Source organism: Sphingomonas sp. 66-10, from assembly GCF_001897045.1.
GTDB classification, from domain to species: domain Bacteria; phylum Pseudomonadota; class Alphaproteobacteria; order Sphingomonadales; family Sphingomonadaceae; genus Sphingomonas; species Sphingomonas lycopersici.
In genome coordinates, this window is the sequence record NZ_MKRR01000160.1 from 1 (window position 1) to 22,042 (window position 22,042).

A 22,042-nucleotide genomic window follows, 5' to 3' on the forward strand; every position below is an offset into this window, starting at 1 on the left:
TCGGCGGTGGAGAAGCCGGCATATTGCCGGATCGTCCACGGCCGCCCGGCATACATCGACGCGCGCACCCCGCGAGTGAACGGCGCGAAACCGGGCAGGCCCGGATCGACCGCAACGTCTTCGGCGGTATAGAGCGGCTTGACCGCGATCCCCTCCGGCGTGTGCCAGGTGAGATCCTTGCCCTTCACCTCCTTGGCGGCGGCGGCGGACCAATTGTCGAGCGTCGGTTTGCTATCGGTCATGTCACTCTCTCAACCACCTCATACCGCCCCGGCGAAGGCCGGGGCCCAGTCGCGAGCGGCCCGTTGCTGGACCCTGGCCTTCGCCGGGGTGGATTCACTTCTAAATCTACTTACCCTTGAATTCCGCCTTGCGCTTTTGGAGGAACGCCAAAGTGCCCTCGCGTGCATCGGCGGTGTCGCCGGCGCGGCGCTGTCCCTCGGCTTCGGCGCGCAGCACCTGTTCGAACGAACCGTCGAGCGCGGTCATGATATTGTGGCGCATCGTCGCCAGCGCGACCGTCGGCCCGGCGGCGAGCCGCGCCGCCAGCGCCAGCGCCTCGTCCATCAGCGCCGCATCGTCGACCGACTTGTAGATCATCCCCCATTGCTCGGCCTGATCGGCACCGATCTTCTCGCCCAGCATCATCATCCGCGTCGCGCGCGCGCGGCCGATCGCCTTGGCGAGCAGCCAGGTCGATCCGCCGTCGGGGACCAGCCCGATATTGACGAACGCCTGGAGGAAGTAAGCCGATTTGCCCGCCAGCACAAAATCGCCCGACAGGCCGAGCGAACAGCCCACACCCGCCGCCGCGCCATTGACCGCGGTGACCACCGGCACGTCGAGCCGCATGATCTGGGTCAGCGCCGGATTGTAATGCAGCATCAGCGAGCGGTGCGCGGCATCGCCGCTGCCGGTCACCGGGCGATCGCCGCGCCCCTGCAGATCGGCACCCGAGCAGAAAGCGCGCCCCGCGCCGGTGATCAGCACCGCGCGCGCGCCATCGAGATGGTAGAGTGCGTCGGTCAGTTCCTCGGCCATGTCGAGCGAAGCGGCGTTGAGCCGGTCGGGCCGGTTGAGCGTGATGACGAGGACATCGCCCTTCCGTTCGGTCAGGATCGTTTCGTAATCGGCCATTGTCTGTCCTTCTCCCTCTCCGTTCGCCCTGAGCTTGTCGAAGCCCTGCACTTTTCTTCCACGGAAAGAAGTGCAGCCCTTCGACAAGCTCAGGGCGAACGGAATCTATATCACCTCAATGGTCGCCTTTGGGCGTTTCCATCAGCTCGACCAGCATCCCGCCGAAATCCTTCGGATGGACGAAGACGATCGGGGTGCCGTGCGCGCCGATCCGCGGCTCTCCGAGCACGGTCGCGCCGTTGGCCTTCATATGCGCGGCGGCCTCGTGGATGTCGGGCACCTCGAAGCAGACGTGATGCTGCCCGCCGGCCGGGTTTTTCCTGAGGAACCCCGCGATCGGCGAATTTTCGTCATAGGGCTCGATCAGCTCGATCTGAGTATTGGGCGCGTCGACGAAGCATACCTTCACCCCCTGCGCGGGGAGATCGAACGGCTCGCCGATCGTCTCGGCGCCGAGCAGCAGGCGATAGGTTTCGATCGATTTGGCGATCGAGGGCGTCGCGACGCCGACGTGGTTGAGGCGGCCTAGTTTCATTTCCAGTCCCTTAATGTGTCCCCGCGAAGGCGGGGACACAGTCTGGGCTCCCGCCTTCGCGGGAGCACATCGTCACAACGGAATATTGTCGTGCTTCTTCCACGGATTCTCCAGCGTCTTGCTGCGGAGCTTCCGAAGCCCGAGCGCGATGCGGCGGCGGGTCGAGTGCGGCTGGATCACCTCGTCGATGAAGCCCTTCGACGCCGCGACGAACGGATTGGCGAACCGCGCCTCATATTCGCGGGTCTTTTCCGCAATCCCTTCCTCGTTCAAGCCGCGGAAGATGATCTCCACCGCGCCCTTGGCGCCCATCACCGCGATCTCGGCGGTCGGCCAGGCATTATTGAGGTCGCCGCGCAGATGCTTGGAGGCCATCACGTCATAGGCCCCGCCATAAGCCTTGCGGGTGATGACGGTGATTTTGGGGACGGTCGCCTCGGCGTAAGCGAACAGCAATTTCGCGCCGTGCTTGATGATCCCGTTATGCTCCTGCGCGGTGCCCGGCAGGAAGCCCGGCACGTCGACGAAGGTGACGATCGGGATATCGAACGCGTCGCAGAAGCGCACGAAGCGCGCCGCCTTCTTCGACGAATTGATGTCGAGCACCCCTGCCAGCACCATCGGCTGGTTGGCGACGAACCCCACGGTCCGCCCCTCGATCCGCCCGAAGCCGCAGATGATATTCGCTGCATGCGCCGGCTGGATCTCGAAGAACTCGCCCTCGTCGACCACCTTACGGATCAGCTCGTGCATGTCATAGGGCTGGTTGGCGCTCGGCGGGATCAGCGTGTCGAGGCTTTCCTCGACGCGGTCCCACGGATCGTCGGTCGGCCGCTCGGGCACCGCGGCGCGGTTCGATTCGGGCAGGTAATCGACGAAATCGCGCACCGCGAGCAGCGCCTCGATATCGTCCTCGAACGCGACATCGGCGACGCTGGTCTTGGTGGTGTGGGTGATCGCGCCGCCCAGCGCCTCCTGCGTCACCACCTCGTTGGTCACCGTCTTCACCACATCGGGGCCGGTGACGAACATGTAGGACGAATCCTTCACCATGAAGATGAAGTCGGTCATCGCCGGGGAGTAAACTGCGCCGCCGGCGCAAGGGCCCATGATGACGCTGACCTGCGGCACCACGCCCGAGGCGAGCACGTTGCGCTGGAACACCTCGGCATAGCCCCCGAGCGAGGCGACCCCCTCCTGGATGCGCGCGCCGCCCGAATCGTTGAGGCCGATCACCGGCGCGCCGACCTTCAGCGCCATGTCCATCACCTTGCAGATCTTCTGCGCGTGACGCTCGCTGAGGCTGCCGCCGAATACGGTGAAATCCTGGCTGAACACGAACACCAGCCGGCCGTTGATCGTCCCCGATCCGGTGACCACGCCGTCGCCGGGATAGATCTGATCCTGCATCCCGAAATCGACGCAATTGTGCTCGACGAACATGTCATATTCTTCGAACGAGCCCTCATCGAGCAGCACGTCGATCCGCTCGCGCGCGGTGAGCTTGCCCTTGGCATGCTGCGCGTCGATGCGCTTCTGCCCGCCGCCCGCCCGCGCGGCGGCGCGCTTGCGTTCCAGTTCCTCGATCGTCGACGACATGCGCTTCTCCGGCAGATGCAATCCATTCCTCCTGACGCGGGCGGCGGCGAAGCGCAAATGTGAACTTGCGAAATTGCGAAGGCAGGATTTGCGAACTAGGATGCGCAGGCCATGCCCAGACTCTATGCCGGCCAGCAATTGCGCGCGCTGCGCCTCTCCGCGGGGCTCAACCAGCGCGCGATGGCCGCGCGGCTCGGGCTGTCGGTGAGCTATCTCTCGCAGCTCGAAACCGGCGAGCGGCCGCTGACCCCGGCAGTCACCACCGCGCTGGCAAGGCATTATCCGCAGGCGCTGGCGGCGATCGAGGGCGAGGCGCCCGCGCGGCGACTGGCGGCGCTGGGCGAGGCGCTGGCCGATCCCGCGCTGACCCCGCTCGACGCCGACGAGGCGGCGCGGCTGGCGGAGGAGCGGCCCGCGGTCGCCGACCGGCTGATCGCGCTCCACGCCGCCAAGCGCGCCGCCGAGGAACGGCTGGCGATCGCCGAGGAATCGATGACCACCGGGACCGGCGCGCGGCTGCCGTGGGAAGCGGTGCGCGACTGGTTCCACGAGGCGGGCAATTATGTCGACCGGCTCGATCGTGCCGCGGAAACGCTGGCGACCCAGCCCGGCTTCAGCGCGGCGGAGGCGTTGCAGCGTCACGGCGTCACCCTCGCCACCGACAGCGACGAGGATGCGCCGCTGGCGCGGTTCGACGGCGCGACGCTGACGCTCAACGCCGCGTTGCCGCCCGAAAGCCGCCGCTTCCTGATCGCGCACCGCCTCGCCGCGACCGCCTTCGCGCGCGAGATCGAGGCGATCGTCGCCGGGGCGGACGTCGTCGGGGCCGAGGCGCGGCGGCTGCTCGCGGTCGGGCTCGCCAATTATGCCGCGGGCGCGCTGGTCATGCCCTATGCCGCGTTCCGCGCCGAGGCGTTGCGGCTGCGCCACGATATCGACCGATTGTGCCGCAGCTTCACGGTGAGTTTCGAACAGGCGTGCCACCGGCTCTCGACGCTCCAGCGCAGCGGGGCGGAAGGGGTGCCGTTCTTCTTCTGCCGCGTCGATATGGCAGGCAATATCACCAAGCGGCATTCGGCGACCCGGCTGCAATTCGCGCGGTTCGGCGGGGCGTGCCCGCTGTGGCATGTGCATGAAGCGGCAGCGATCCCCGACCGCATCCTCGTCCAGCATGCCGAGACCCCCGACGGGGTGCGCTATATCTCGATGGCCAAGGGTCTGGTGAAGCCCTCGGGCAGCTTCGCGCGCAGCCCGCGGCGCTATGCGGTGGTGCTGGGGTGCGAGGCGACCCACGCCGCCGATTTCGTCTATGCCGATGCGGTCGACCGCACCCGCGCGCCGACCCCGATCGGGATTTCCTGCCGGCTCTGCCCCCGCGATGATTGCGACCAGCGCGCTTTCCCGCCGACCGACCGCGCGATCGCGGTCGAGCCCGCGGTGCGGCGTGTGGTGCCGTATCGGGTGGTGTGAAGCGACGCGCGTCAGCGCGCTGCAACACCGATGTCGGTCAGGCCGAAATCGTCTCCCTTGTAGAGCAACGGCTCATCGAGTGCGCGTGCCAGCGCATAGGAAAAACAATCTCCGTAATTGAGGCCCGCCTTATGCCGGCCGCGGCCGAAGGCGAGGAACGCCCGGCGTGCGAGTGTCGCCTGCTCGGCGGTCACCGGTTCGATAACGATCTCGGCAGCCTTCAACAGCGCTTCCGCCTCGCGCGCCATCGCCGGACCGAATTGCCGTTCGAGGACGATGAACAATTCGACGTAATTCGCTGCGCTGATCCGGCGGATATCGGCATCATAAAGGTGCGCGAGAAAGCGTTCAGCCTCGGGCTCGCCGTAGAGTATCGCGACGAGCGCCGAGGTGTCGACGATCACTTGGGCAGGCCGGCATCGTCGTAGAGCAGGTCGCCGTGCGCCTCGTATTTGCCGCGGACGAGCGCCGCCGATCGCGCCGCGATCGCGCGTAGTTCATCGAGGCTCGCACGTCGCTCGCGCCGCTCGATCTCGTTGTAGCGACTGCGCAACGCCTCGGTGACGACGCGCGTCATCGATTCACCCGTCGCGCGGGAGATCGCTTGCGCAAGCCGATGCGCCTCCGGATCCTTGATGTTCAAATGCATCGCGAACGCCGTTCTACCATATCTCGAAAATAATCTACCAGGGCCGTATCGGCAAGGACCCTCAGACCTTGACGATCCCGCGCTCGATCAAGCTCTCCGCGGTATCGACGATCGACTGTTCCTCGTCGCGCGTGCGCCAGCCGAGCACTTGCGCGGTGTGCCCAGGATCGATCGCACGGACGCGGCCGAGCTCGCCCACCACCTGGCGAATGCTGCCGTCGAACAGCGCCATCAGCCGCAGGACGAAATCGGGGACGCGGCGTTTGGGCACCTTGCGCGCCTTGTCGCCGAGCCGCGCGCGCAGCACCGCCCCCACCTCTTCCATCTGCATGAACCGCCCGCCGCCGATGAAACGCTCGCCGTCGAGCCCCGGCGTCTCGAGCGCGCGGACATGCAGGTCGGCGAGATCGCGCACGTCGACCACCGCGAAGCCGATCCGCGGAAACCCCGGGACCGAGCCGTCAAGCAGCCGCTGGACGAACTGGATCGAGGTCGAATAATCGTCGCTCAGCACCGGCCCGAGCACCGCGCTGGGATTGACCGAGCAGAATTCCATTCCCGCGCCATGTTCCGCCATCCAGTCGCGCGCGGCGCGCTCGGCGACGGTCTTCGACTTGATATAGGCCCCGACCCCCGGCGCGTTGATGTCGGTCCAGTCTCGTTCGGTGAAGGCGGCGCCGTTGGCCGGCGGGTGGCCGTAAGCGATTGCCGCCACCGAGGAGGTAAGCACGAACCGCTTCACCCCCGCCGCCTTGGCGAAACGCAACGCGCGCAACGCGCCGTCGCGCGCGGGCGGGATCAGCACGTCGTCGCTCACCGCGCCCGCCGGAAAGGGCGAGGCGACATGCGCGACATGGCTGCACCCCGCCATCGCCTCCGCCCAGCCCGCATCCTGCTCCAGGTCGGCGGCGAAGAAGCGCAATTTCTCCGGGGCAACGCCCAAGGTCGCGCGGACCTGCGCTTCCTTTGCGAGATTGCGGATCGTGGTGTTGACGGTCCAGCCGCGCTCGACGAGCTGGCGGATCAGGAAGCCGGCGATATAGCCGCTGCCTCCGGTGACGAGCACGGTGCCGCTCATGGCCATCCCCCTCTGTCGAAACACAAAGGGTTTTAGGGCGAAACCGATCTCCTGCCAAGTTGTCCCCGGCCGCCGCGTCGGTTAACGGGCGCGCGAAGAGGAGAGTGGCATGTCCGATCAGGAGCTTTACCCCGTCCCCGCCGCCTGGGCCGAGGCCGCCAAGGTAAACCGCGCGCAATATGACGCGATGTATCGCGCGAGCGTGACCGATTCGGACGCTTTCTGGCTGGAGCAGGCGAAGCGACTCGATTGGATGAAGGCGCCGACCGCCGCCGGCGATTGGTCGTTCGACGAGGGCGATTTCCGCATCCAATGGTTCAAGGATGGCGTGCTCAATGTCGCCGCCAATTGCCTCGACCGCCACCTCGCGACGCGCGGCGACCAGACCGCAATCATCTGGGAGCCCGACGATCCCGCCGCGGCGCCCAAGCGCTTCACCTATCGCGAGCTTCACGCCGAGGTGTGCCGCTTCGCCAATGTGCTCAAGGCGCAAGGGGTGAAGAAGGGCGATCGCGTCACCGTTTATCTGCCGATGATCCCCGAGGCGGCCTTTGCGGTGCTCGCCTGCGCGCGGATCGGGGCGATCCATTCGGTGGTGTTCGGCGGCTTCTCGCCCGATGCGCTGGCGGGGCGCATCGCCGATTGTGATTCGAAGATCGTCATCACCGCCGACGAAGGCCGCCGCGGCGGCCGCCGCGTCGCGCTCAAGGCCAATGTCGACGAAGCCGCGGCACGCGCGCCGAGCCTCGAAAAGGTCATCGTCGTCAAATCGACCGGCGGCGACATCACGATGGGCGCGCGCGACATCTGGTATCACGAGGCGGCGGCGGGGGTGTCGGCCGATTGCCCGGTCGAGCCGATGAATGCCGAGGACCCGCTGTTCATCCTCTACACCTCGGGATCGACCGGGCAGCCCAAGGGCGTGCTCCACACCACCGGCGGCTATCTCTTGTGGGCCAGCTTCACCCACGATCTCGTCTTCGATTACCGCCCGGGCAACGTCTTCTGGTGCGCCGCCGATATCGGCTGGGTCACCGGGCATACCTATATCGTCTACGGCCCGCTGGCGAACGGCGCGACGACCTTGATGTACGAAGGGCTGCCCAACTGGCCCGACGCGAGCCGCATCTGGCAGGTGGTCGATCGCCATCAGGTCCACACCGTGTTCACCGCCCCCACCGCGCTGCGCGCGCTGATGAAGGACGGCGACGACTTCGTCCGCCGCACCAGCCGCACCTCGCTGCGGCTGCTCGGCACGGTCGGCGAGCCGATCAACCCGGAGGCGTGGCGCTGGTATCACGACGTGGTCGGCGAGGGCCGTTCGCCGATCGTCGACACCTGGTGGCAGACCGAGACCGGTGGCGCGCTGATCGCCCCGCTGCCCGGCGCGACCGACCTCAAGCCCGGATCGGCGACGCTCCCGCTTCCCGGCGTCCAGCCGCAGCTAGTCGACGAAAACGGCCAGGTGCTGGAAGGCGCGGTGAGCGGCAATCTGTGCATCACCGCGAGCTGGCCGGGGCAGATGCGCACCGTGTGGAACGATCACGCCCGGTTCTTCCAGACCTATTTCACCACCTATCGCGGCAAATATTTCACCGGCGACGGCTGCCGTCGTGACGAGGATGGTTATTATTGGATCACGGGCCGCGTCGATGACGTAATCAATGTTTCAGGGCACCGCATGGGTACTGCGGAAGTCGAAAGCGCGCTGGTATTGCATCCCAAAGTGGCGGAAGCTGCGGTGGTGGGGATGCCGCATGATGTCAAAGGCCAGGGCATCTATGCCTATGTTACCCTGAATGCGGGCGAGACTGCATCAGCCGAGCTCAACACTGCGCTCAAACAATGGGTGCGCAAGGAAATCGGCCCGATCGCCACGCCCGATGCGATTCAATTCGCCCCCGGGCTGCCCAAGACTCGTTCGGGCAAGATCATGCGCCGAATCCTGCGCAAGATCGCCGAAGGCGATGTCTCGAGTCTCGGCGACACATCGACGCTCGCCGACCCTTCGGTCGTTGACGATCTCGTGACGAATAGAGTCAGCTAAACCCTGGAATCTCTCGATTCATCATTCGGTAACCCGATTCGTACAAACCTTTACTTGACGAATCGATTCAAATCGGACCGGATATCGGCGCGCGGCACATTAAGGGGCGCCGTCGCCATCCCGGGTCGGGGGGGTCGCAATGACGAAGCATGGTGCCGGCACACCGCTGCTGCCGGAAGAGATTGAACGCATCCTGTGGTCGGCGCGTCGCGCCGGCACGATATTGATTCTCCCCCGCGAACAACCCCAGCCGACGATCGACGCGCTCACCGATCAGGGCCTCGTGCGCCGCCAGCTCGGGCATATCGTGCTGACGCTGCAGGGCCAGGAACGCCGCCGGCAGTGCGCGCATTATATGGCGGCGCTGGCCTGAGCGAGATATGCGCACAACCGGCGTCGGAGTTTTCGTCGCGCCAGCATAGGCTAGTATCTCCACCGGTACCCGATACGCGTCACAGGCATTCCAACCGCATCTTCAATCGACTGCGTCCCCAGCCTTCGCGTGGATGATGCGTAAATCGCGGCTTGCCCCCTATGCCGCCAACCGCCGCAACGCCCCCGCATCGATGATCGCGATCCGGCCATAGCCGCGCGCGATCGCGCCCGCGCGTTCCAGTGCCGCGAGATGCGCGTTGGTCGCCTTGCGCGACAGCCCGCACATTTCCGCAAGATCGCTCTGGCTGAGCGCGACCTCGCCCCCTGCCGCAAAGGTCAGCAGCCGCGCCGCGATCCGTCCGCGCGGCCCGAGCGCGAGCAATTGCGCGGCGAGGTGCACGATCGTGTCGAGCTGGCCGTAGACGAGTTCGCTCACCGCACGCCACAGCGCCGGATGCACCTCGGCGATCCGTTGCAGCGCCGCGTCAGGAATCAGCAGCACGGTTGCGGCGGAGGCGGCGCGCGCGGTCACCAGTCGCGGGCCACCCCCGCCGCGGCGCGACTGGCCGAAGGCGGCGCCCGCGGGGGCGAGGTTGAGCAACACGTCGCGTTCCGCCCCTACCGACGCCTCGATCCTGAGCGCGCCCTCTAGCACGAGCAGCACCCCGGTCTCCGCGTCGCCTTCGCCGAAAACCCATTGCCCGGCATCGAGCCGGGCGACGCGACCAGCATGCAACAGCGCCGCGCGCAACGGTGCTGGAAGGTGCGCGAACCAGATGCTCCGTAGCGCCAGCGCCTCGATATCCATCGGACGAATGTAACCTAGGTGACATTTTCCGCAAAATCACTGCGGTAGGATGCGCGCAGCAAAGAAGCAGGAGAGGCTCCGTGGCCAACGTCAATTTCCGCCCGATCGCCGACCATGTCGGGGTCGAGGCGCTCGATATCGACCTCAACGCGATTGACGACGCCGGGTTCGACACGCTGCGGCGCGCGGTGGCCGATCACGGCGTCCTGTTCGTCCGCGATCAGCAATTGAGCCCCGAACAGCATATCGCACTGGCGCGACGCTGGGGCGGGATCGACGTCAACAAATATTTCCCCGCCAACGGCGGCCACCCGGAAATCGCCGAGGTGCGCAAATCGGAAACGCAGACCACCAATATCGGCGGCGGCTGGCATACCGATCACAGCTATGATCAGGTGCCGGCGATGGGATCGATCCTGATCGCGCGCGAAACCCCGCCGACCGGCGGCGACACCTTATTCGCCAGCATGGGCGCGGCGTTTGACTCTTTGTCCGACGGACTCAAGCAAACCCTACGCGGGTTGCGCGCGGTGCATTCGGCCGACCATATCTACAGCACCAACGGTATCTACGCGCAGACCGATCAGGCAGCGGACCTCAAGGGGCATGATATCCGCACCCGCGCCGTCCATCCCGTCGCGTTGCGCCACCCGCAGACCGGGCGCGAACTGCTCTATGTCAATCCGGGCTTCACGCTGCATTTCGAAGGCTGGACGCGCGAGGAAAGCCTGCCGCTGCTGACCTATCTGTTCGAGGTCGGCAAACGCCCCGAATTCCAATGCCGGCTGCAATGGGCACCGGGATCGGTGGCGATCTGGGACAACCGCTCGACCTGGCATTATGCGATGAACGATTATCACGGCCACCGCCGGCTGATGCACCGCATCACGCTTTCGGGTGAGCCGCTGGAGTGACGCTCCGCAACTGTGACCCCGCGAAGGCGGGGACCCAGACTGGGCTTACGCCGTGGGTCCCATCAAAATACTATTTTGATGGGGGCCCTCGCGGGAGCACATTTTCCTCCTGCCGGTTGCTTAACCCACCCCCGCCAGCGCCTTCGCCTTGGCGTAGTCCGCCTTGCCGTTGGGCGCGCGGAGCGACTGTTCGGTCGCGACGAGCAATTTGGGCTGTTTGAACCCGGCGAGCCGCGCGCGCAGATCGTCGCGCGCCGCCGCCTCGTCGTAATCCGCCGCAACATGCACCACCGCCGCAACCGCCTGCCCCCATTTCGGATCGGGCATCGCGAAGACCAGAGCGTCGCGTACCGCCGGGCAGAGCTTGAGCGCTTCCTCCACCTCCTCGGGGAAGATTTTCTCGCCCGCCGAATTGATGCAGGCCGAGCCGCGCCCGAGCAGCACCAGCGTACCGTCCGCCGCGACTTCGGCGAAATCGCCGGGGATCGAATAACGCACCCCGTCGATGACGCGGAAGGTGCGCGCGCTCTTGGCGGGATCCTTGTGATATTCGATCGGGTTGGGCGGCGCGAGCGCGACGACGCCGCGCACCCCCGATCCCGGCGCCACGTCGCGATCCTGCTCGTCGAGCACGCGACAGCGCGGGCCGACCATGAACTTCGCGGTCTCGACCGTCCCGTCGCGCGTAGTGATCGACACCCCCATGCCGATCGCCTCGGACGAGCTGAAATTATCCTGGCACATCGCATCGGGCATGTGGCGGATCAGCCCGTCCTTGACGCTTTGCGTCCACATCACACCCGACGAGATGACGACCCGCATCGACGAGACGTCCCACCGCCCCGGCTGCGCATCGAGCGCATCGAGGATCGGCCGAGCAAAGGCATCGCCCACCACTACCAGCCGGTTGGCGCGCCAGCGGTCGATCGCGCTCAGCGCCTCTTCGGCATTGAAGCTGCGGCCCGGCAACGTCACCGCGAGCCCGCCGCCGAGCAAGGCGCCATAGGCCGAGAGCAGCCCGGTGCCGTGCATGATCGGCGGGCCGACGACGGTGCGCGGATAATCGGGATTGGCCGCGGCGAAATCGGCCGCCTGCTCGACGCTTTGCGGCACAGGCAGCCCCTGCGCCGCCGCCGCCGCGAGCCCGATCGCGTTGAGATCGGCGTGCGCCCACACCACGCCCTTGGGCATCCCGGTGGTGCCGCCGGTATAGATGAAGAAACGATCGTCGGGGCTGCGCACGATATCGAGCGCGGTGCCGTCGCCCGCGGTTAGCCGTGCGAGCGGTTCGGCGAAAGCCGGCGAAGCCTCCCCGCCCAATTCCACCCAGGTCCGCACCAGCGGGCAGCGATCGACCACTGCGGCGACCGCATCGCGCAGCCGCGCATCGTAGAACAATACGGTCGCGTCGCTGTCGCCGAGGATATAAGCGAGTTCGTCGGCGACATAGCGATAGTTGACGTTGACATGCGCGCCGCGCGCCTTCCAGCAGGCCATCAGCGCGACGAGATAGTCCGCGCTGTTATAGGCATAGAAGGCGACCCGCTCGTTGGGCTGCAGCCCGCGCTCGATCAGTGCGCGCGCGAGGTTGTTCGATCGCCGCCGCAATTCGCCCCAATCGACCGTCTCGTCGCCATGCGCCAGCGCGACGCGGTCGGCGGGGATTTTACGCTCGATCGCCTCGATCATGTCGCCGAAGTTGAAGGTCATGCCGCGCTCCCCTCGACCAAGGGTTTCTTGCCCCAATATTCGTCGCGCAGCAGCCTCTTGTAGAGCTTACCCGTATCGTGGCGCGGCAGCTCTGCGCGGAAGTCGATCCGGCGCGGGGTCTTGACGTGGCTCAGATGCGCGCGCGCGAAATCGGTCAGCTCGGCCGCCAGCGCGGGGCCGGCGTCGGCCATGTCGCGCGGCTGGACCACCGCGACCACCTCCTCGCCCATTTCCTCGTGCGGCGCGCCGATCACCGCGACGTCCGCCACCTTGGGGTGGGTGACCAGGAGGTTCTCGATCTCCGCCGGGTAGATGTTGACCCCGCCCGAGATGATCATGAAGCTCTTGCGGTCGGTGAGATAGAGATAGCCCTCCTCATCGAGCCACCCCACGTCGCCCAACGTCGTCCAGCCGTGGCGATTGGTGCCGTCGGCGGTCTTTTCGGGATCGTTGTGATAGGAAAAGACCCGCCCGCCGTCGGGCTGTTCGAAATAGATCGCTCCCTCGCTGCGCGGCGGCAGATCGTTGCCCTCCTCGTCGCAGATATGCGTGATCGTGGTGAGGTTGCGCCCGACCGAACCCTTGTGCGTCAGCCATTCCGCCGACTGGATCGCGTGGAAGCCGTTGCCCTCGGTGCCGGCATAATATTCGCCGACGATCGGCCCCCACCAGTCGATCATCGCCTGCTTGACCGGGATCGGGCATGGCGCGGCGGCATGCCATACCGCCTTGAGCGACGAGACGTCATATTGACCGCGCAGCTCGGGCGGCAGCTTCAACATGCGGATGAAATGCGTCGGCACCCATTGCGCATGGGTGATGCGATATTGCTCGATGTAGCGCAGCGCCTGTTCGGCGTCGAAACGGTCCATGACCACCACCGTCCCGCCCATCTGGTGCACCGCCATCGACCAGCGCAGCGGCGCGGCGTGATACATCGGCGCGGGGCTGAGATAGACGAGATCGGGGGTCCAGGAATAAAGCGCCTGCCCGAGCAGGACGAGCGCCGAGACATTCTCGCCGAACGGCTCCGCCGGCAGCGGGAAACGTACACCCTTGGGCCGTCCGGTCGTGCCCGAGGAATAGAGCATGATCTGCCCCGGCGAGGGGTCGGCGATCGGCGTGTCCGGCTGCGCATCGCGCGCCGCCTCATAGCTGTCGTAGCCCTCCGCGGTTCCGCCGACCATGAAGCGATTCAGGTCGCCGATCCGCGGCAGCAGCGCCGCCGCGCAATCGGCGCAGGCGCGCGAGACGATCAGCGCGCGGCAATCGCCGTCGCGGATGATGTACTCGACCTCGTCGGTGAGCAATTTGGAGGAGATGCAGGTGACATAGACCCCGGTGCGCTCGGCCGCCCACAGGATTTCGAGATAGCGGGCATTATTGTCCATCATCAGCGCGATGCCGTCGCCGCGCTTCAACCCCAGCGACCGGATGAGATGCGCGCCCTGATTGGCGCGGCGATCGAGCTCGCCATAAGTGACCGTCTCGCCGGTCGCGGCCATGATATAGGCCGGCTTGTCGGGTGTCGCTTTGGCATGCGCGACCGGGTGCAGCATCATCCTCTCTCCGTTTCGAGGACGCGGCGGCATCTCGATGCGCCGCTCGCGCCGATACCCTTCGTTTAAGCCCCTCCCCTTCAGGGAGGGGCTTTGTACGCTTAAACCCGCTCGACGATGATCGCCGGGGCCATTCCGCCCGCGGCGCACATCGTGACGAGGCCGTAGCGCTTGTTCTGCCGCTCCAGCTCGTCGACGATCGTCCCGATCAGGATCGCGCCGGTCGCGCCGATCGGGTGGCCGAGCGCGATCGACCCGCCGTTGACGTTGACCTTGTCGCGCGGCAGCTCGAGATCGCGGATGAATTTTTCGGAGACCACGGCGAACGCCTCGTTGATCTCCCACAGGTCGATATCCTCTTTCTTGAGGCCCGCCTTCTCCAGCACCTTCTTCGCCGCCGGGACCGGGGCGTTGAGCATCAGCGTGGGATCGTCGCCGATATTGGCCATCGCCACGATCCGCGCGCGCGGCTTGAGCCCATGCTTCTCGGCATAGGCCTTGGAGGCGAGCAGCACCGCCGCCGCACCGTCGACCACCCCGCTCGAATTGCCCGCGTGGTGGAAATGCTTGATCTCCAGATCGGGATATTTGCGGTTGATCTGCTTGCGGAAGGTGTCGCCCTTATTGTTGTACGGCATGTCGGCCAGCGCCTCGAACGACGGCTTGAGGCTCGCAAGCCCCTCGGCGGTGGTCTGCGGACGCGGATATTCGTCCTTGGCGAGGATCACGTTGCCGGCATCGTCGACCACCGGCACGATCGACTTGTCGAACCGCCCCTCGGCGATCGCCACCGCCGCCTTCTGCTGGCTCTCCAGCCCCGCGGCATCGAGCTGTTCGCGGGTGATCCCCTCCATGCTGGCGATCGCGTCGCCGCAAATCCCCTGGTGGCTCTGCGGATGCGACAGGTCGAGCCGCTCGTTGCCCGATCCCATCCCGAGCATCGGCTTGCCCGATTCCATATCCTCCTGCGCCATCGCGGCGGTGAGGCTCATCATCTCGGTGCCGCCGGCGATCACCAGATCCTCCATCCCGGACATGATCTGCGCCGCAGCGAAATTGACCGCGGTGATCCCGCCGCCGCAGAAGCGATCGAGCGTCGTCCCGCTCGCCTTGACGTCGTACCCCGCGTCGAGCGCCGCCATCCGCCCCATGTCGCCGCCCTGCTTGCCGCGCTGGCTGGAGGTCGACCAGATGATGTCGTCGACCTCGGCGGTGTTGAGATTGTTCCGTTCCTTGAGCGCCTTGAGCACCGTCGCCGCGAGATGCTGCGGGTGCAGATCGGCCAGCGCGCCCTTGCCCTGCTTGCCGATCCCGCGCGGGGTACGGACGGCGTCGATGATATAAGCGTCTGCCATTTATGCCTCTCCAGAAATCGGATGCGAGAATCAGGTGACCGCGACGGCTCTTTACCGGCGCCGGATTCCAGCATAACCTTGGTTATGGTACAGGGGATGTCAAGCGTGCAGCCAGCAAGTCAAACCGCAACGCGAACGCAGGACCTGACCCCGCACGATTGGCTGGAAGCCGGGCAGTCGCTGTTGCGGCGCGGCGGGCTAAGGGCACTCAAGCTGCGCCCGCTGGCCGACGAGTTGCGCGTATCGACCGGCAGCTTCTATCATCATTTCAAAGACTTCGATGACTATCAGGGGCAGCTCGCGGGTTATTTCGCGGAGGATCAGGTGGGTAATCTGATCGACGCGCTCGAACGAGCCTCGCCCGATCCGATCGAACGCATCCGGCTGCTGGGGCAGACGGTGCGGCGGCGCGGCTCCTCGCGTCTGGGGATCGCGATGCGCGCCTGGGCGGAGAGCGACCCGCGCGCGCAGGCGGCGGTCGAGCGGCACGATACGCTGCTGCTCGATTTCCTCGCGCGCAATCTCGTCACCGCGGGCTTCACCCGGCACGAGGCGGAGATCCGCGCTTACGGGCTGATCACCTTGGGGCTGGGCAAGGTGCATGCGCCGCAGCTCGATATGAGCACGTTGTTCGATTCGCTGCTCGACATCATGATCGCGCGTTAAGGATGGAATATGCCGCCGCCTCCCTCCCCCGTCACCCCGGCCTTGAGCCGGAGTCCATCGGGAGGCAGGCGCGGGGCAAGAGATTCCAATCCCTCGCTCGTCATTCCCGCGAAGGCGGGAATCCATTCATCCAGGCCTCTCCGAAAGAGTCGCAACCGCAGCGCATCTGGATTCCCGCCTTCGCGGGAATGACGGAGAAGACGTTGGGATGACGGGCGTATGAAAGCGCTGGTCGTCTCCGCGCTGTCGCCCGATCTGTCGGGCACCGCGCTCGCCGATGTCGCCGCGCCACAGCCCGCCCCCGGCAAGGTGCTGGTCCGGGTGAAGGCGGCCGCGCTCAACTATCCCGATCTCCTCATGACGCGCGGCGACTATCAGCTCAAGCCGCCGCTCCCCTTCATCCCCGGCATGGAAATCGCGGGCGAGGTGATCGCCGGCGACGGCTTCGCGCCCGGCGCGGCGGTGGTGTGCGGCACGCGGCTCGGCGGGTTCGCCGAACTGGTCTCGGTCGACGCCGATGCGGTCCGCGCCAAGCCGGCCCACCTGTCTTATGCCGAGGCCGCCGGGGTCGGCGCGGCCTATCTCACCGCTTATGTCGCGCTGATCCGGCTCGGCACGGCGCAGCCCGGCGAATGGGCGCTGATCCACGGCGCGACCGGCGGGGTCGGGCTCGCGGCGGTCGATCTCGCCAAGGCGCTCGGCTGCCGGGTGATCGCGACCTCGCGTTCGGCCGAAAAGCTCGCGACCGTCGCCGCGACCTATCCGGTCGACGCCGCCGTCACCACGCCCGGTTTCCGCGAGCGGGTGAAGGAGATCACCGGCGGCGGCACGAACCTGATCTACGATCCGGTCGGCGGCGACACGTTCGACGAATCGACCCGCTGCATCGCGTTCGGCGGACGATTGCTGGTGGTCGGCTTCACCTCCGGCCGGATCGCGACCGTCCCGACCAACATCCCGCTGATCAAGGGCTTTTCGGTGATCGGCGTGCGCGCGGGCGAATATGGCCGGCAGTTCCCGGACAAGGGCCGCGAAAATCAGGACGCGATCTGGCGGCTGGCGGCGGAGGGGCGCATCCGTCCCCATGTTCATGCCGAAGTGCCGCTCGACGATTGGCGCGCGGCGTTCGAGATGATGCGTGACAGCAGGATGATCGGGAAGTTGGTGCTGGTGCCGTGAGAGCTTGCATTTCATCGTCATGCCGGACTTGATCCGGCGTGACCGCAAACGGGTAAGGCGCTGAAAGATTGGGAGAGATGCGTGGCGGGCTATGATTATGTCGTCATCGGGGGCGGCTCCGCGGGGTGCACGCTCGCCGCGCGATTGTCGGAGGACCCCGCCGCCAGCGTCTGCCTGCTCGAAGCCGGCGGTGCGAACAAGGAGATGCTGGTGCGGATGCCCGCCGGGGTCGGCACGCTGATCAAGGCCAAGGGCAAGCACAATTGGGGCTTCTGGACCGAGCCCGAGCCGCATCTCGACAAGCGCCGCTTGTGGTGGCCGCGCGGGCGCGGATTGGGCGGCTCCTCGGCGATCAACGGCATGATCTATATGCGCGGGCATCCGCAGGATTATGACGAATGGCGCCAGTTCGGCCTCGCCGGCTGGTCATGGGACGACGTGCTCCCCTATTTCCGTCGGCTCGAGGGGCATCATCGCGGCCCGAGCGACGGGCTCCACGGCGCCGACGGCCCGCTCAAAATCTCCGCCGGCGAGAGCGACAGCCCGTTTCATGACGCTTTGGTCGAGGCCGGGCGACAGGCCGGCTATCCGGTGACGACCGACTTCAACGGCGCGGTGATGGAAGGTTTCGGTCATTATGACCTGACGATCGCCGACGGCCGGCGCTGGTCGGCGGCGGCGGCCTATCTCCACCCCGCGCTCGGGCGCGCCAACCTGACGGTGATCACCAATGCGCGCACCACGCGGGTGGTGATCGAGCATGGCCGCGCGATCGCAGTCGATTATCTCGTCGGCAACCGCCCGGCGCGGGTCGAAGTCGCGGGTGAGGCCTTGCTGTGCGCGGGCGCGGTGCAGAGCCCGCAGATCCTCCAGCTTTCAGGCGTGGGCGATCCGGCGCGGCTCCGGGATTCGGGGGTCCGCGCGGTCCACGATCTGCCGGGGGTCGGCGAGAATCTGCAGGACCATCTCGATGTCATCATGAACTGGCGCTGCCACGGGCTGACCACCGCTTATTCGGCGACCAAGGGGCTGCGCCAGCTCAAGGTCGGGCTCGAATATCTGCTGCGCGGCAGCGGCTACGGGCGCCAGCAATTCCTCGAATCCGGCGCCTTCCTCTGCTCGCGCGCCGGGCTGTCGCGCCCCGACGTGCAGATCCACGGCGTGCTCGCGATCATGCGCGATCACGGCAAGGTGCAGGTGAAGCAGGACGGCTTCTCCTTCCATCTTTGCCAGTTGCGCCCGGAAAGCCGCGGGCGGGTGACGATCGCGTCGAACGACCCGCTCGCCGATCCGCTGATCTTCGCCAATTACCTCAGCCAGCCCGAGGATGTCCGCGTGATGCGCGAATGCGTCAAGATCGGGCGCGAGGTGGCGGCGCAGGCGGCGCTCGATCCGTATCGCGACGCCGAGCTCGCACCGGGCGCGGAGGTGCGCAGCGATGCCGAGATCGACGCCTGGGTGCGGCGCACCGCCGAGACGATCTATCACCCGGTCGGCACCTGCAAGATGGGCGCCGACGGCGATCGCATGGCGGTGGTCGACGCGCAGTTGAAGGTGCGCGGGCTGGAGCGGCTGCGCGTCGTCGACGCCTCGGTGATGCCGACATTGGTGGGATCGAACACCAATGCCCCGACGATCATGATCGCGGAGAAAGCCGCCGACATGATCCGCGCCGCTTAAAGCCCCTCTCCTGAAGGGAAGGGCAGCCTTCGATCAGTGCCGCTCCTCATACGCCCGCACCCCCGGCCCCAGCCGGTTGGCGCCGAGCGCGAGCCGGTCGCCGCTGACGTTGGCGACGAACGCCGGGCTGTTCTTCTGCCCCGGCGCGAGCGTCGCGATATTGTCCGCGACGCGCAGCCCGGTGGCCGGATATTTGCGCTGCTCGGCCGAGACGACGATCACCCCGGTCCAATTCTCCTTGTTCGGCCCCTGGACGAAGGTGTTGCGCAGGATTTCGCCGGTGCCGCCCTCGGGCAGGTCGATCGCGTAATTGGTCTTGCGCCCCTGGCTGTCGTCGAAGCTGTTGTCGTCGATCGCGACGCGCGGCGCGCGCAATTTGACGTAATGCCCGCCACGCCCGCGCTCGAACCGCGAATGGGTGATCGTGATCGTGCCCGTGTTCGCGAGATAGACCGAATGCGCGCAATCGGGGGTCTCGTCACACTGGCCGAGCCCGGAGAAGGTCGAGCGCTCGATCATGACGCGCGACGCGTCGCCGGTCGCGCCGAGAATCCCTTCCTGGCTGTCGAGGAACATCGCGTTGCGCACCGTTAGGTCGCCGATCTCGATGCGGATCCCCGCGCCATTGCCGTCGCCGACGCGGATATTGCGGAAGACGAGACCGTCGACCACCGACCCCGCGCCGCGCAGCACCAGCGCGGCCTTGCCCTCGCACGCGCCCTCGAAGATCGCGGTGCCCGGCTCGGCCGCCTTGAAGGTGACGCGCCCCGCCTGCTGGATCGCACATTCGCGATAGACGCCGGGCGCGATCAGCACGGTGAAATCCTGCCCGCGCTTCGCCATCAGTGCGTCCTGGAGGTGCACGAAACCCTCCCCCGTCTCGACGATCGTGAACGGCGCGGCGGCGGCCGGGGCGGCGAGCGACATGAGTGCGAGAGCGATCAGGCGGCGCATCGGCAAATTCCCTCAGACATACCGTGGCTTCTTGAGCGCAACCGCCGCGGAACGGAAAGAGGCTTTCGCGGTTAACGCCCGCGGCGTCCCGTCACGGTACGGTTTGCAGTCATCGCGTTTCCTGTTGCAACGGGATTTGCCAAGCCGCATGACCATACCCGAACCCCGAATCCGTCAAAAGTGGAGAGGCCTGTCATGCAAAGCTACCTGAAGCATTATATCAATGGCGCATGGGTGGAGAGCGAAGGCGGGCGACGCCACGAGGTGATCGATCCCTCGACCGAGCAGCCCTGCACCGAGATCACCTTGGGCACCGCCGCCGATGTCGACAAGGCGGTCGCCGCGGCGCGCGCGGCCTTCCCCGCCTGGTCGCAATCGAGCATCGAGGAACGCGCCGCGATCCTCGAAAAGATCATCGCCGGGATGAAGGCCCGTCTCCCCGAACTCGCCGCCGCGACCAGCCGCGAAATGGGCGCGCCGATCTCCTTCGCGCAAATGGCGCAGGTGCCGGCCGGTCTCGGCCATTTCATCGGCACGCTCGCCGCGCTGCGCGAATTCAGCTTCTCCGAGACGGTCGGCAGCGCGCGCGTCGTGCACGAGCCGGTCGGCGTGGTGGCGATGATCACCCCGTGGAACTGGCCGCTCAACCAGATCTGCGCCAAGGTCGCCCCGGCGCTTGCCGCGGGCAATACGATGATCCTCAAGCCCTCCGAGGAAGCGCCCTCCAACGCGATGATCTTCGCCGAGATCCTTGACGAGGCCGGGGTCCCGCCGGGGGTGTTCAACCTCGTCAACGGCGACGGGCCGGGGGTCGGCGCGGCGCTGTCGGCGCACAAGGGCGTCGACATGGTGAGCTTCACCGGCTCGACCCGCGCCGGGGTCGCGGTCGCCACTGCCGCCGCCGCGACGGTCAAGCGCGTCCACCAGGAACTCGGCGGCAAGGCGCCGAACCTCGTGCTCGAAGGCGCCAAGCTGGAGGAAGTTCTGCCGCCGACGCTCGCCGGGGTGATCGCCAATACCGGGCAGAGCTGCATCGCCCCCACCCGGCTGCTCGTCCACAAGAGCCAGGCCGAGGCCGCGACCGAGGTGGTCAAGGCGATCATGGACGCGACCGTGGTCGGCAACCCCGAGGATCAGGGCGCGCATATCGGCCCGGTGGTCAACAAGGCGCAGTTCGAGAAGATCCAGTCGCTGATCCAGTCCGCGCTCGACGAGGGCGCACGGCTGGTGACCGGCGGCACGGGGCGGCCGGACGGGCGCAACGCCGGCTATTTCATCAAGCCCACCGTGCTCGCCGACGTGACCCCGGAAATGCGCATCTATCGCGAGGAAACCTTCGGTCCGGTCGCGACGATCACCACCTATGACGATCGCGATCAGGCGGTCGAGATGGCCAACGACACCGATTACGGCCTGTCCGCGACGATCTCGGGCGATCCGGCCGAGGCGGCGAAGATCGCGGGCAAGCTGCGCGCCGGGCTGGTCACGATCAACAGCTGGGGGCCGACCCCGGGCACCGCGTTCGGCGGGTTCAAGCAATCGGGCAACGGCCGCGAGGGCGGCAAATACGGTCTCACCGACTTCATGGAAATCAAGACGATCGTCGGCGAACCTGCCTGATCCTTCTCCTCTCACGGGGCGCCGACCAGCAGGCCGGCGCCCCTTTTGCTATCCGAAAGGCACCTCCCGCATGATCTTCTCGGTGATCTATCCCAATCACGACGGCGCGAAATTCGACCGCGCTTATTATCGCGACCATCACGCCCCGCTGGTCTGCGAGGTGTGGAACCCCGATCGCTTCGAACTGATCGAGGGGCAGGCAATGGACGGCGCCGCGGCACCCTATGCGCTGATCGCGCATTTCCATTTCGCCTCGCCCGAAGCGTTCGCCGCCGCAATGGCCAACCCGCGTCGCGGCGAATTGGCCGAGGACGTCGCCAAGTTCACCGATATCGTCCCGCAGCTGATGGTCGGGCGGGCTCTGGCGTAAATCCCTTCTTTCTCCCCTCCCTGGTGAAGGGAGGGGCTGGGGGGGGTATGAGGCGGTTGCTTCGGTATCCTCGCAGGCCAACCCTCCCTCCGCCCCCTCCCTTGTGCAAGGGAGGGGAGAAGGTGACGCCCCTCAATAATCCTTCGAAATCCTCACGTTGGCGCTTTGCCGCCCCAGCGTCGAGATTGTCGAGAGCAGCGACAGCCAGCGCGTCACCTGATATTCGATCCGGGTCGCTGAATAGCCCTGCCCGTCGGTGATGATCTCCGCATAGAGTTTCCGCGTCACATATTTGCCCGCCGCGATCGAGGTCTGCTGCCCGGTCTGCGGATCGGCG

At 66.5% G+C, this 22,042-nt stretch carries 22 protein-coding genes; 9 read left to right on the forward strand and 13 right to left on the reverse strand.

The annotated features are described in order from the left end of the window. From BGN95_RS24745 to BGN95_RS24760, 4 genes are all read right to left on the reverse strand, one after another. Positions 1-242 (reverse strand): methylmalonyl-CoA mutase family protein (locus tag BGN95_RS24745; protein WP_286774350.1); only part of this gene is annotated, 242 nt, incomplete at its 3' end. Positions 243-348: 106 nt separating this feature from the next. Beyond that, positions 349-1,137, reverse strand: coding sequence for an enoyl-CoA hydratase-related protein (locus BGN95_RS24750; protein WP_179513403.1), 789 nt, complete (start codon positions 1,135-1,137; stop codon positions 349-351). A 115-nt stretch (positions 1,138-1,252) separates the two neighbouring features. Next, positions 1,253-1,672 (reverse strand): methylmalonyl-CoA epimerase, encoded by a 420-nt coding sequence (gene mce, locus BGN95_RS24755; RefSeq protein WP_179513402.1) that lies wholly within the window; start codon positions 1,670-1,672, stop codon positions 1,253-1,255. A 72-nt stretch (positions 1,673-1,744) separates the two neighbouring features. After that, positions 1,745-3,271: an acyl-CoA carboxylase subunit beta gene (locus BGN95_RS24760; protein WP_286774392.1), complete on the reverse strand. Its 1,527-nt coding sequence runs from the start codon at positions 3,269-3,271 to the stop codon at positions 1,745-1,747. 111 nt (positions 3,272-3,382) lie between these two features. On the opposite strand from BGN95_RS24760, the gene BGN95_RS24765 reads away from it, so the two are divergent. Beyond that, positions 3,383-4,741, forward strand: coding sequence for a helix-turn-helix domain-containing protein (locus tag BGN95_RS24765; protein WP_265269324.1), 1,359 nt, complete (start codon positions 3,383-3,385; stop codon positions 4,739-4,741). An 11-nt stretch (positions 4,742-4,752) separates the two neighbouring features. Here the strand turns inward: BGN95_RS24765 and BGN95_RS24770 are convergent, their stop codons facing one another. The 3 genes from BGN95_RS24770 to BGN95_RS24780 all read right to left on the reverse strand — a co-directional run bounded on the left by BGN95_RS24770 (position 4,753) and on the right by BGN95_RS24780 (position 6,468). Continuing rightward, on the reverse strand, positions 4,753-5,145 hold the full coding sequence (locus BGN95_RS24770; RefSeq protein ID WP_179513400.1) for a type II toxin-antitoxin system VapC family toxin: 393 nt from the start codon (positions 5,143-5,145) through the stop codon (positions 4,753-4,755). Then, positions 5,142-5,390, reverse strand: coding sequence for a type II toxin-antitoxin system VapB family antitoxin (locus BGN95_RS24775; protein WP_179513399.1), 249 nt, complete (start codon positions 5,388-5,390; stop codon positions 5,142-5,144). Before BGN95_RS24775 ends, BGN95_RS24770 begins: the two co-directional genes overlap by 4 nt. 61 nt (positions 5,391-5,451) lie before the next feature. Further along, the gene (locus tag BGN95_RS24780) at positions 5,452-6,468 is read right to left on the reverse strand and encodes an NAD-dependent epimerase/dehydratase family protein (protein ID WP_179513398.1); all 1,017 of its coding nucleotides are present in this window, start codon (positions 6,466-6,468) and stop codon (positions 5,452-5,454) included. A 109-nt stretch (positions 6,469-6,577) separates the two neighbouring features. Between BGN95_RS24780 and acs the strand changes: the two genes are divergently transcribed. Beyond that, positions 6,578-8,515 (forward strand): acetate--CoA ligase, encoded by a 1,938-nt coding sequence (acs, locus tag BGN95_RS24785; protein ID WP_265269325.1) that lies wholly within the window; start codon positions 6,578-6,580, stop codon positions 8,513-8,515. A gap of 139 nt (positions 8,516-8,654) precedes the next feature. Beyond that, positions 8,655-8,888, forward strand: a complete 234-nt coding sequence (locus tag BGN95_RS24790; RefSeq protein WP_179513396.1) for a hypothetical protein — start codon at positions 8,655-8,657, stop codon at positions 8,886-8,888. 159 nt (positions 8,889-9,047) lie between these two features. Here BGN95_RS24790 and BGN95_RS24795 read toward each other — a convergent pair whose 3' ends face one another. Continuing rightward, a complete protein-coding gene (locus BGN95_RS24795; protein ID WP_179513395.1) occupies positions 9,048-9,698 on the reverse strand; it encodes a Crp/Fnr family transcriptional regulator in 651 nt (216 codons plus the stop codon). An 80-nt stretch (positions 9,699-9,778) separates the two neighbouring features. Here BGN95_RS24795 and BGN95_RS24800 point away from each other — a divergent pair, with 80 nt between their 5' ends. Next, entirely contained in the window at positions 9,779-10,612 is an 834-nt protein-coding gene (locus BGN95_RS24800; RefSeq protein WP_265269326.1) for a TauD/TfdA dioxygenase family protein, read from the forward strand. A 120-nt stretch (positions 10,613-10,732) separates the two neighbouring features. Here the strand turns inward: BGN95_RS24800 and BGN95_RS24805 are convergent, their stop codons facing one another. The 3 genes from BGN95_RS24805 to BGN95_RS24815 all read right to left on the reverse strand — a co-directional run bounded on the left by BGN95_RS24805 (position 10,733) and on the right by BGN95_RS24815 (position 15,236). Next, positions 10,733-12,322 carry an AMP-binding protein gene (locus BGN95_RS24805; RefSeq protein WP_179513393.1) on the reverse strand — a complete coding sequence of 530 codons (1,590 nt, stop codon included), beginning with the start codon at positions 12,320-12,322 and terminating at the stop codon, positions 10,733-10,735. Then, positions 12,319-13,881, reverse strand: a complete 1,563-nt coding sequence (locus tag BGN95_RS24810; RefSeq protein ID WP_286774393.1) for an acyl-CoA synthetase — start codon at positions 13,879-13,881, stop codon at positions 12,319-12,321. Before BGN95_RS24810 ends, BGN95_RS24805 begins: the two co-directional genes overlap by 4 nt. Positions 13,882-13,982: 101 nt before the next feature. Further along, complete coding sequence (locus BGN95_RS24815) at positions 13,983-15,236, reverse strand: acetyl-CoA C-acetyltransferase (RefSeq protein ID WP_179513392.1); 1,254 nt, start codon at positions 15,234-15,236, stop codon at positions 13,983-13,985. 105 nt (positions 15,237-15,341) lie between these two features. Here BGN95_RS24815 and BGN95_RS24820 point away from each other — a divergent pair, with 105 nt between their 5' ends. The 3 genes from BGN95_RS24820 to BGN95_RS24830 all read left to right on the forward strand — a co-directional run bounded on the left by BGN95_RS24820 (position 15,342) and on the right by BGN95_RS24830 (position 18,761). Beyond that, positions 15,342-15,902 (forward strand): TetR family transcriptional regulator, encoded by a 561-nt coding sequence (locus BGN95_RS24820; protein WP_265269329.1) that lies wholly within the window; start codon positions 15,342-15,344, stop codon positions 15,900-15,902. Between the two features lie 219 nt (positions 15,903-16,121). Next, positions 16,122-17,081 carry an NADPH:quinone oxidoreductase family protein gene (locus BGN95_RS24825; protein ID WP_286774351.1) on the forward strand — a complete coding sequence of 320 codons (960 nt, stop codon included), beginning with the start codon at positions 16,122-16,124 and terminating at the stop codon, positions 17,079-17,081. A gap of 81 nt (positions 17,082-17,162) precedes the next feature. After that, positions 17,163-18,761, forward strand: coding sequence for a choline dehydrogenase (locus BGN95_RS24830; RefSeq protein ID WP_286774352.1), 1,599 nt, complete (start codon positions 17,163-17,165; stop codon positions 18,759-18,761). Between the two features lie 33 nt (positions 18,762-18,794). Here the strand turns inward: BGN95_RS24830 and BGN95_RS24835 are convergent, their stop codons facing one another. Beyond that, positions 18,795-19,715, reverse strand: coding sequence for a right-handed parallel beta-helix repeat-containing protein (locus tag BGN95_RS24835; RefSeq protein WP_265313870.1), 921 nt, complete (start codon positions 19,713-19,715; stop codon positions 18,795-18,797). Between the two features lie 195 nt (positions 19,716-19,910). On the opposite strand from BGN95_RS24835, the gene BGN95_RS24840 reads away from it, so the two are divergent. After that, on the forward strand, positions 19,911-21,335 hold the full coding sequence (locus BGN95_RS24840; protein ID WP_179513387.1) for an aldehyde dehydrogenase family protein: 1,425 nt from the start codon (positions 19,911-19,913) through the stop codon (positions 21,333-21,335). Between the two features lie 70 nt (positions 21,336-21,405). After that, positions 21,406-21,705 (forward strand): EthD family reductase, encoded by a 300-nt coding sequence (locus BGN95_RS24845; protein ID WP_179513386.1) that lies wholly within the window; start codon positions 21,406-21,408, stop codon positions 21,703-21,705. A 132-nt stretch (positions 21,706-21,837) separates the two neighbouring features. Here BGN95_RS24845 and BGN95_RS24850 read toward each other — a convergent pair. Then, a partial coding sequence (locus BGN95_RS24850; RefSeq protein WP_286774353.1) for a translocation/assembly module TamB domain-containing protein occupies positions 21,838-22,042 on the reverse strand: 205 nt, incomplete at its 5' end.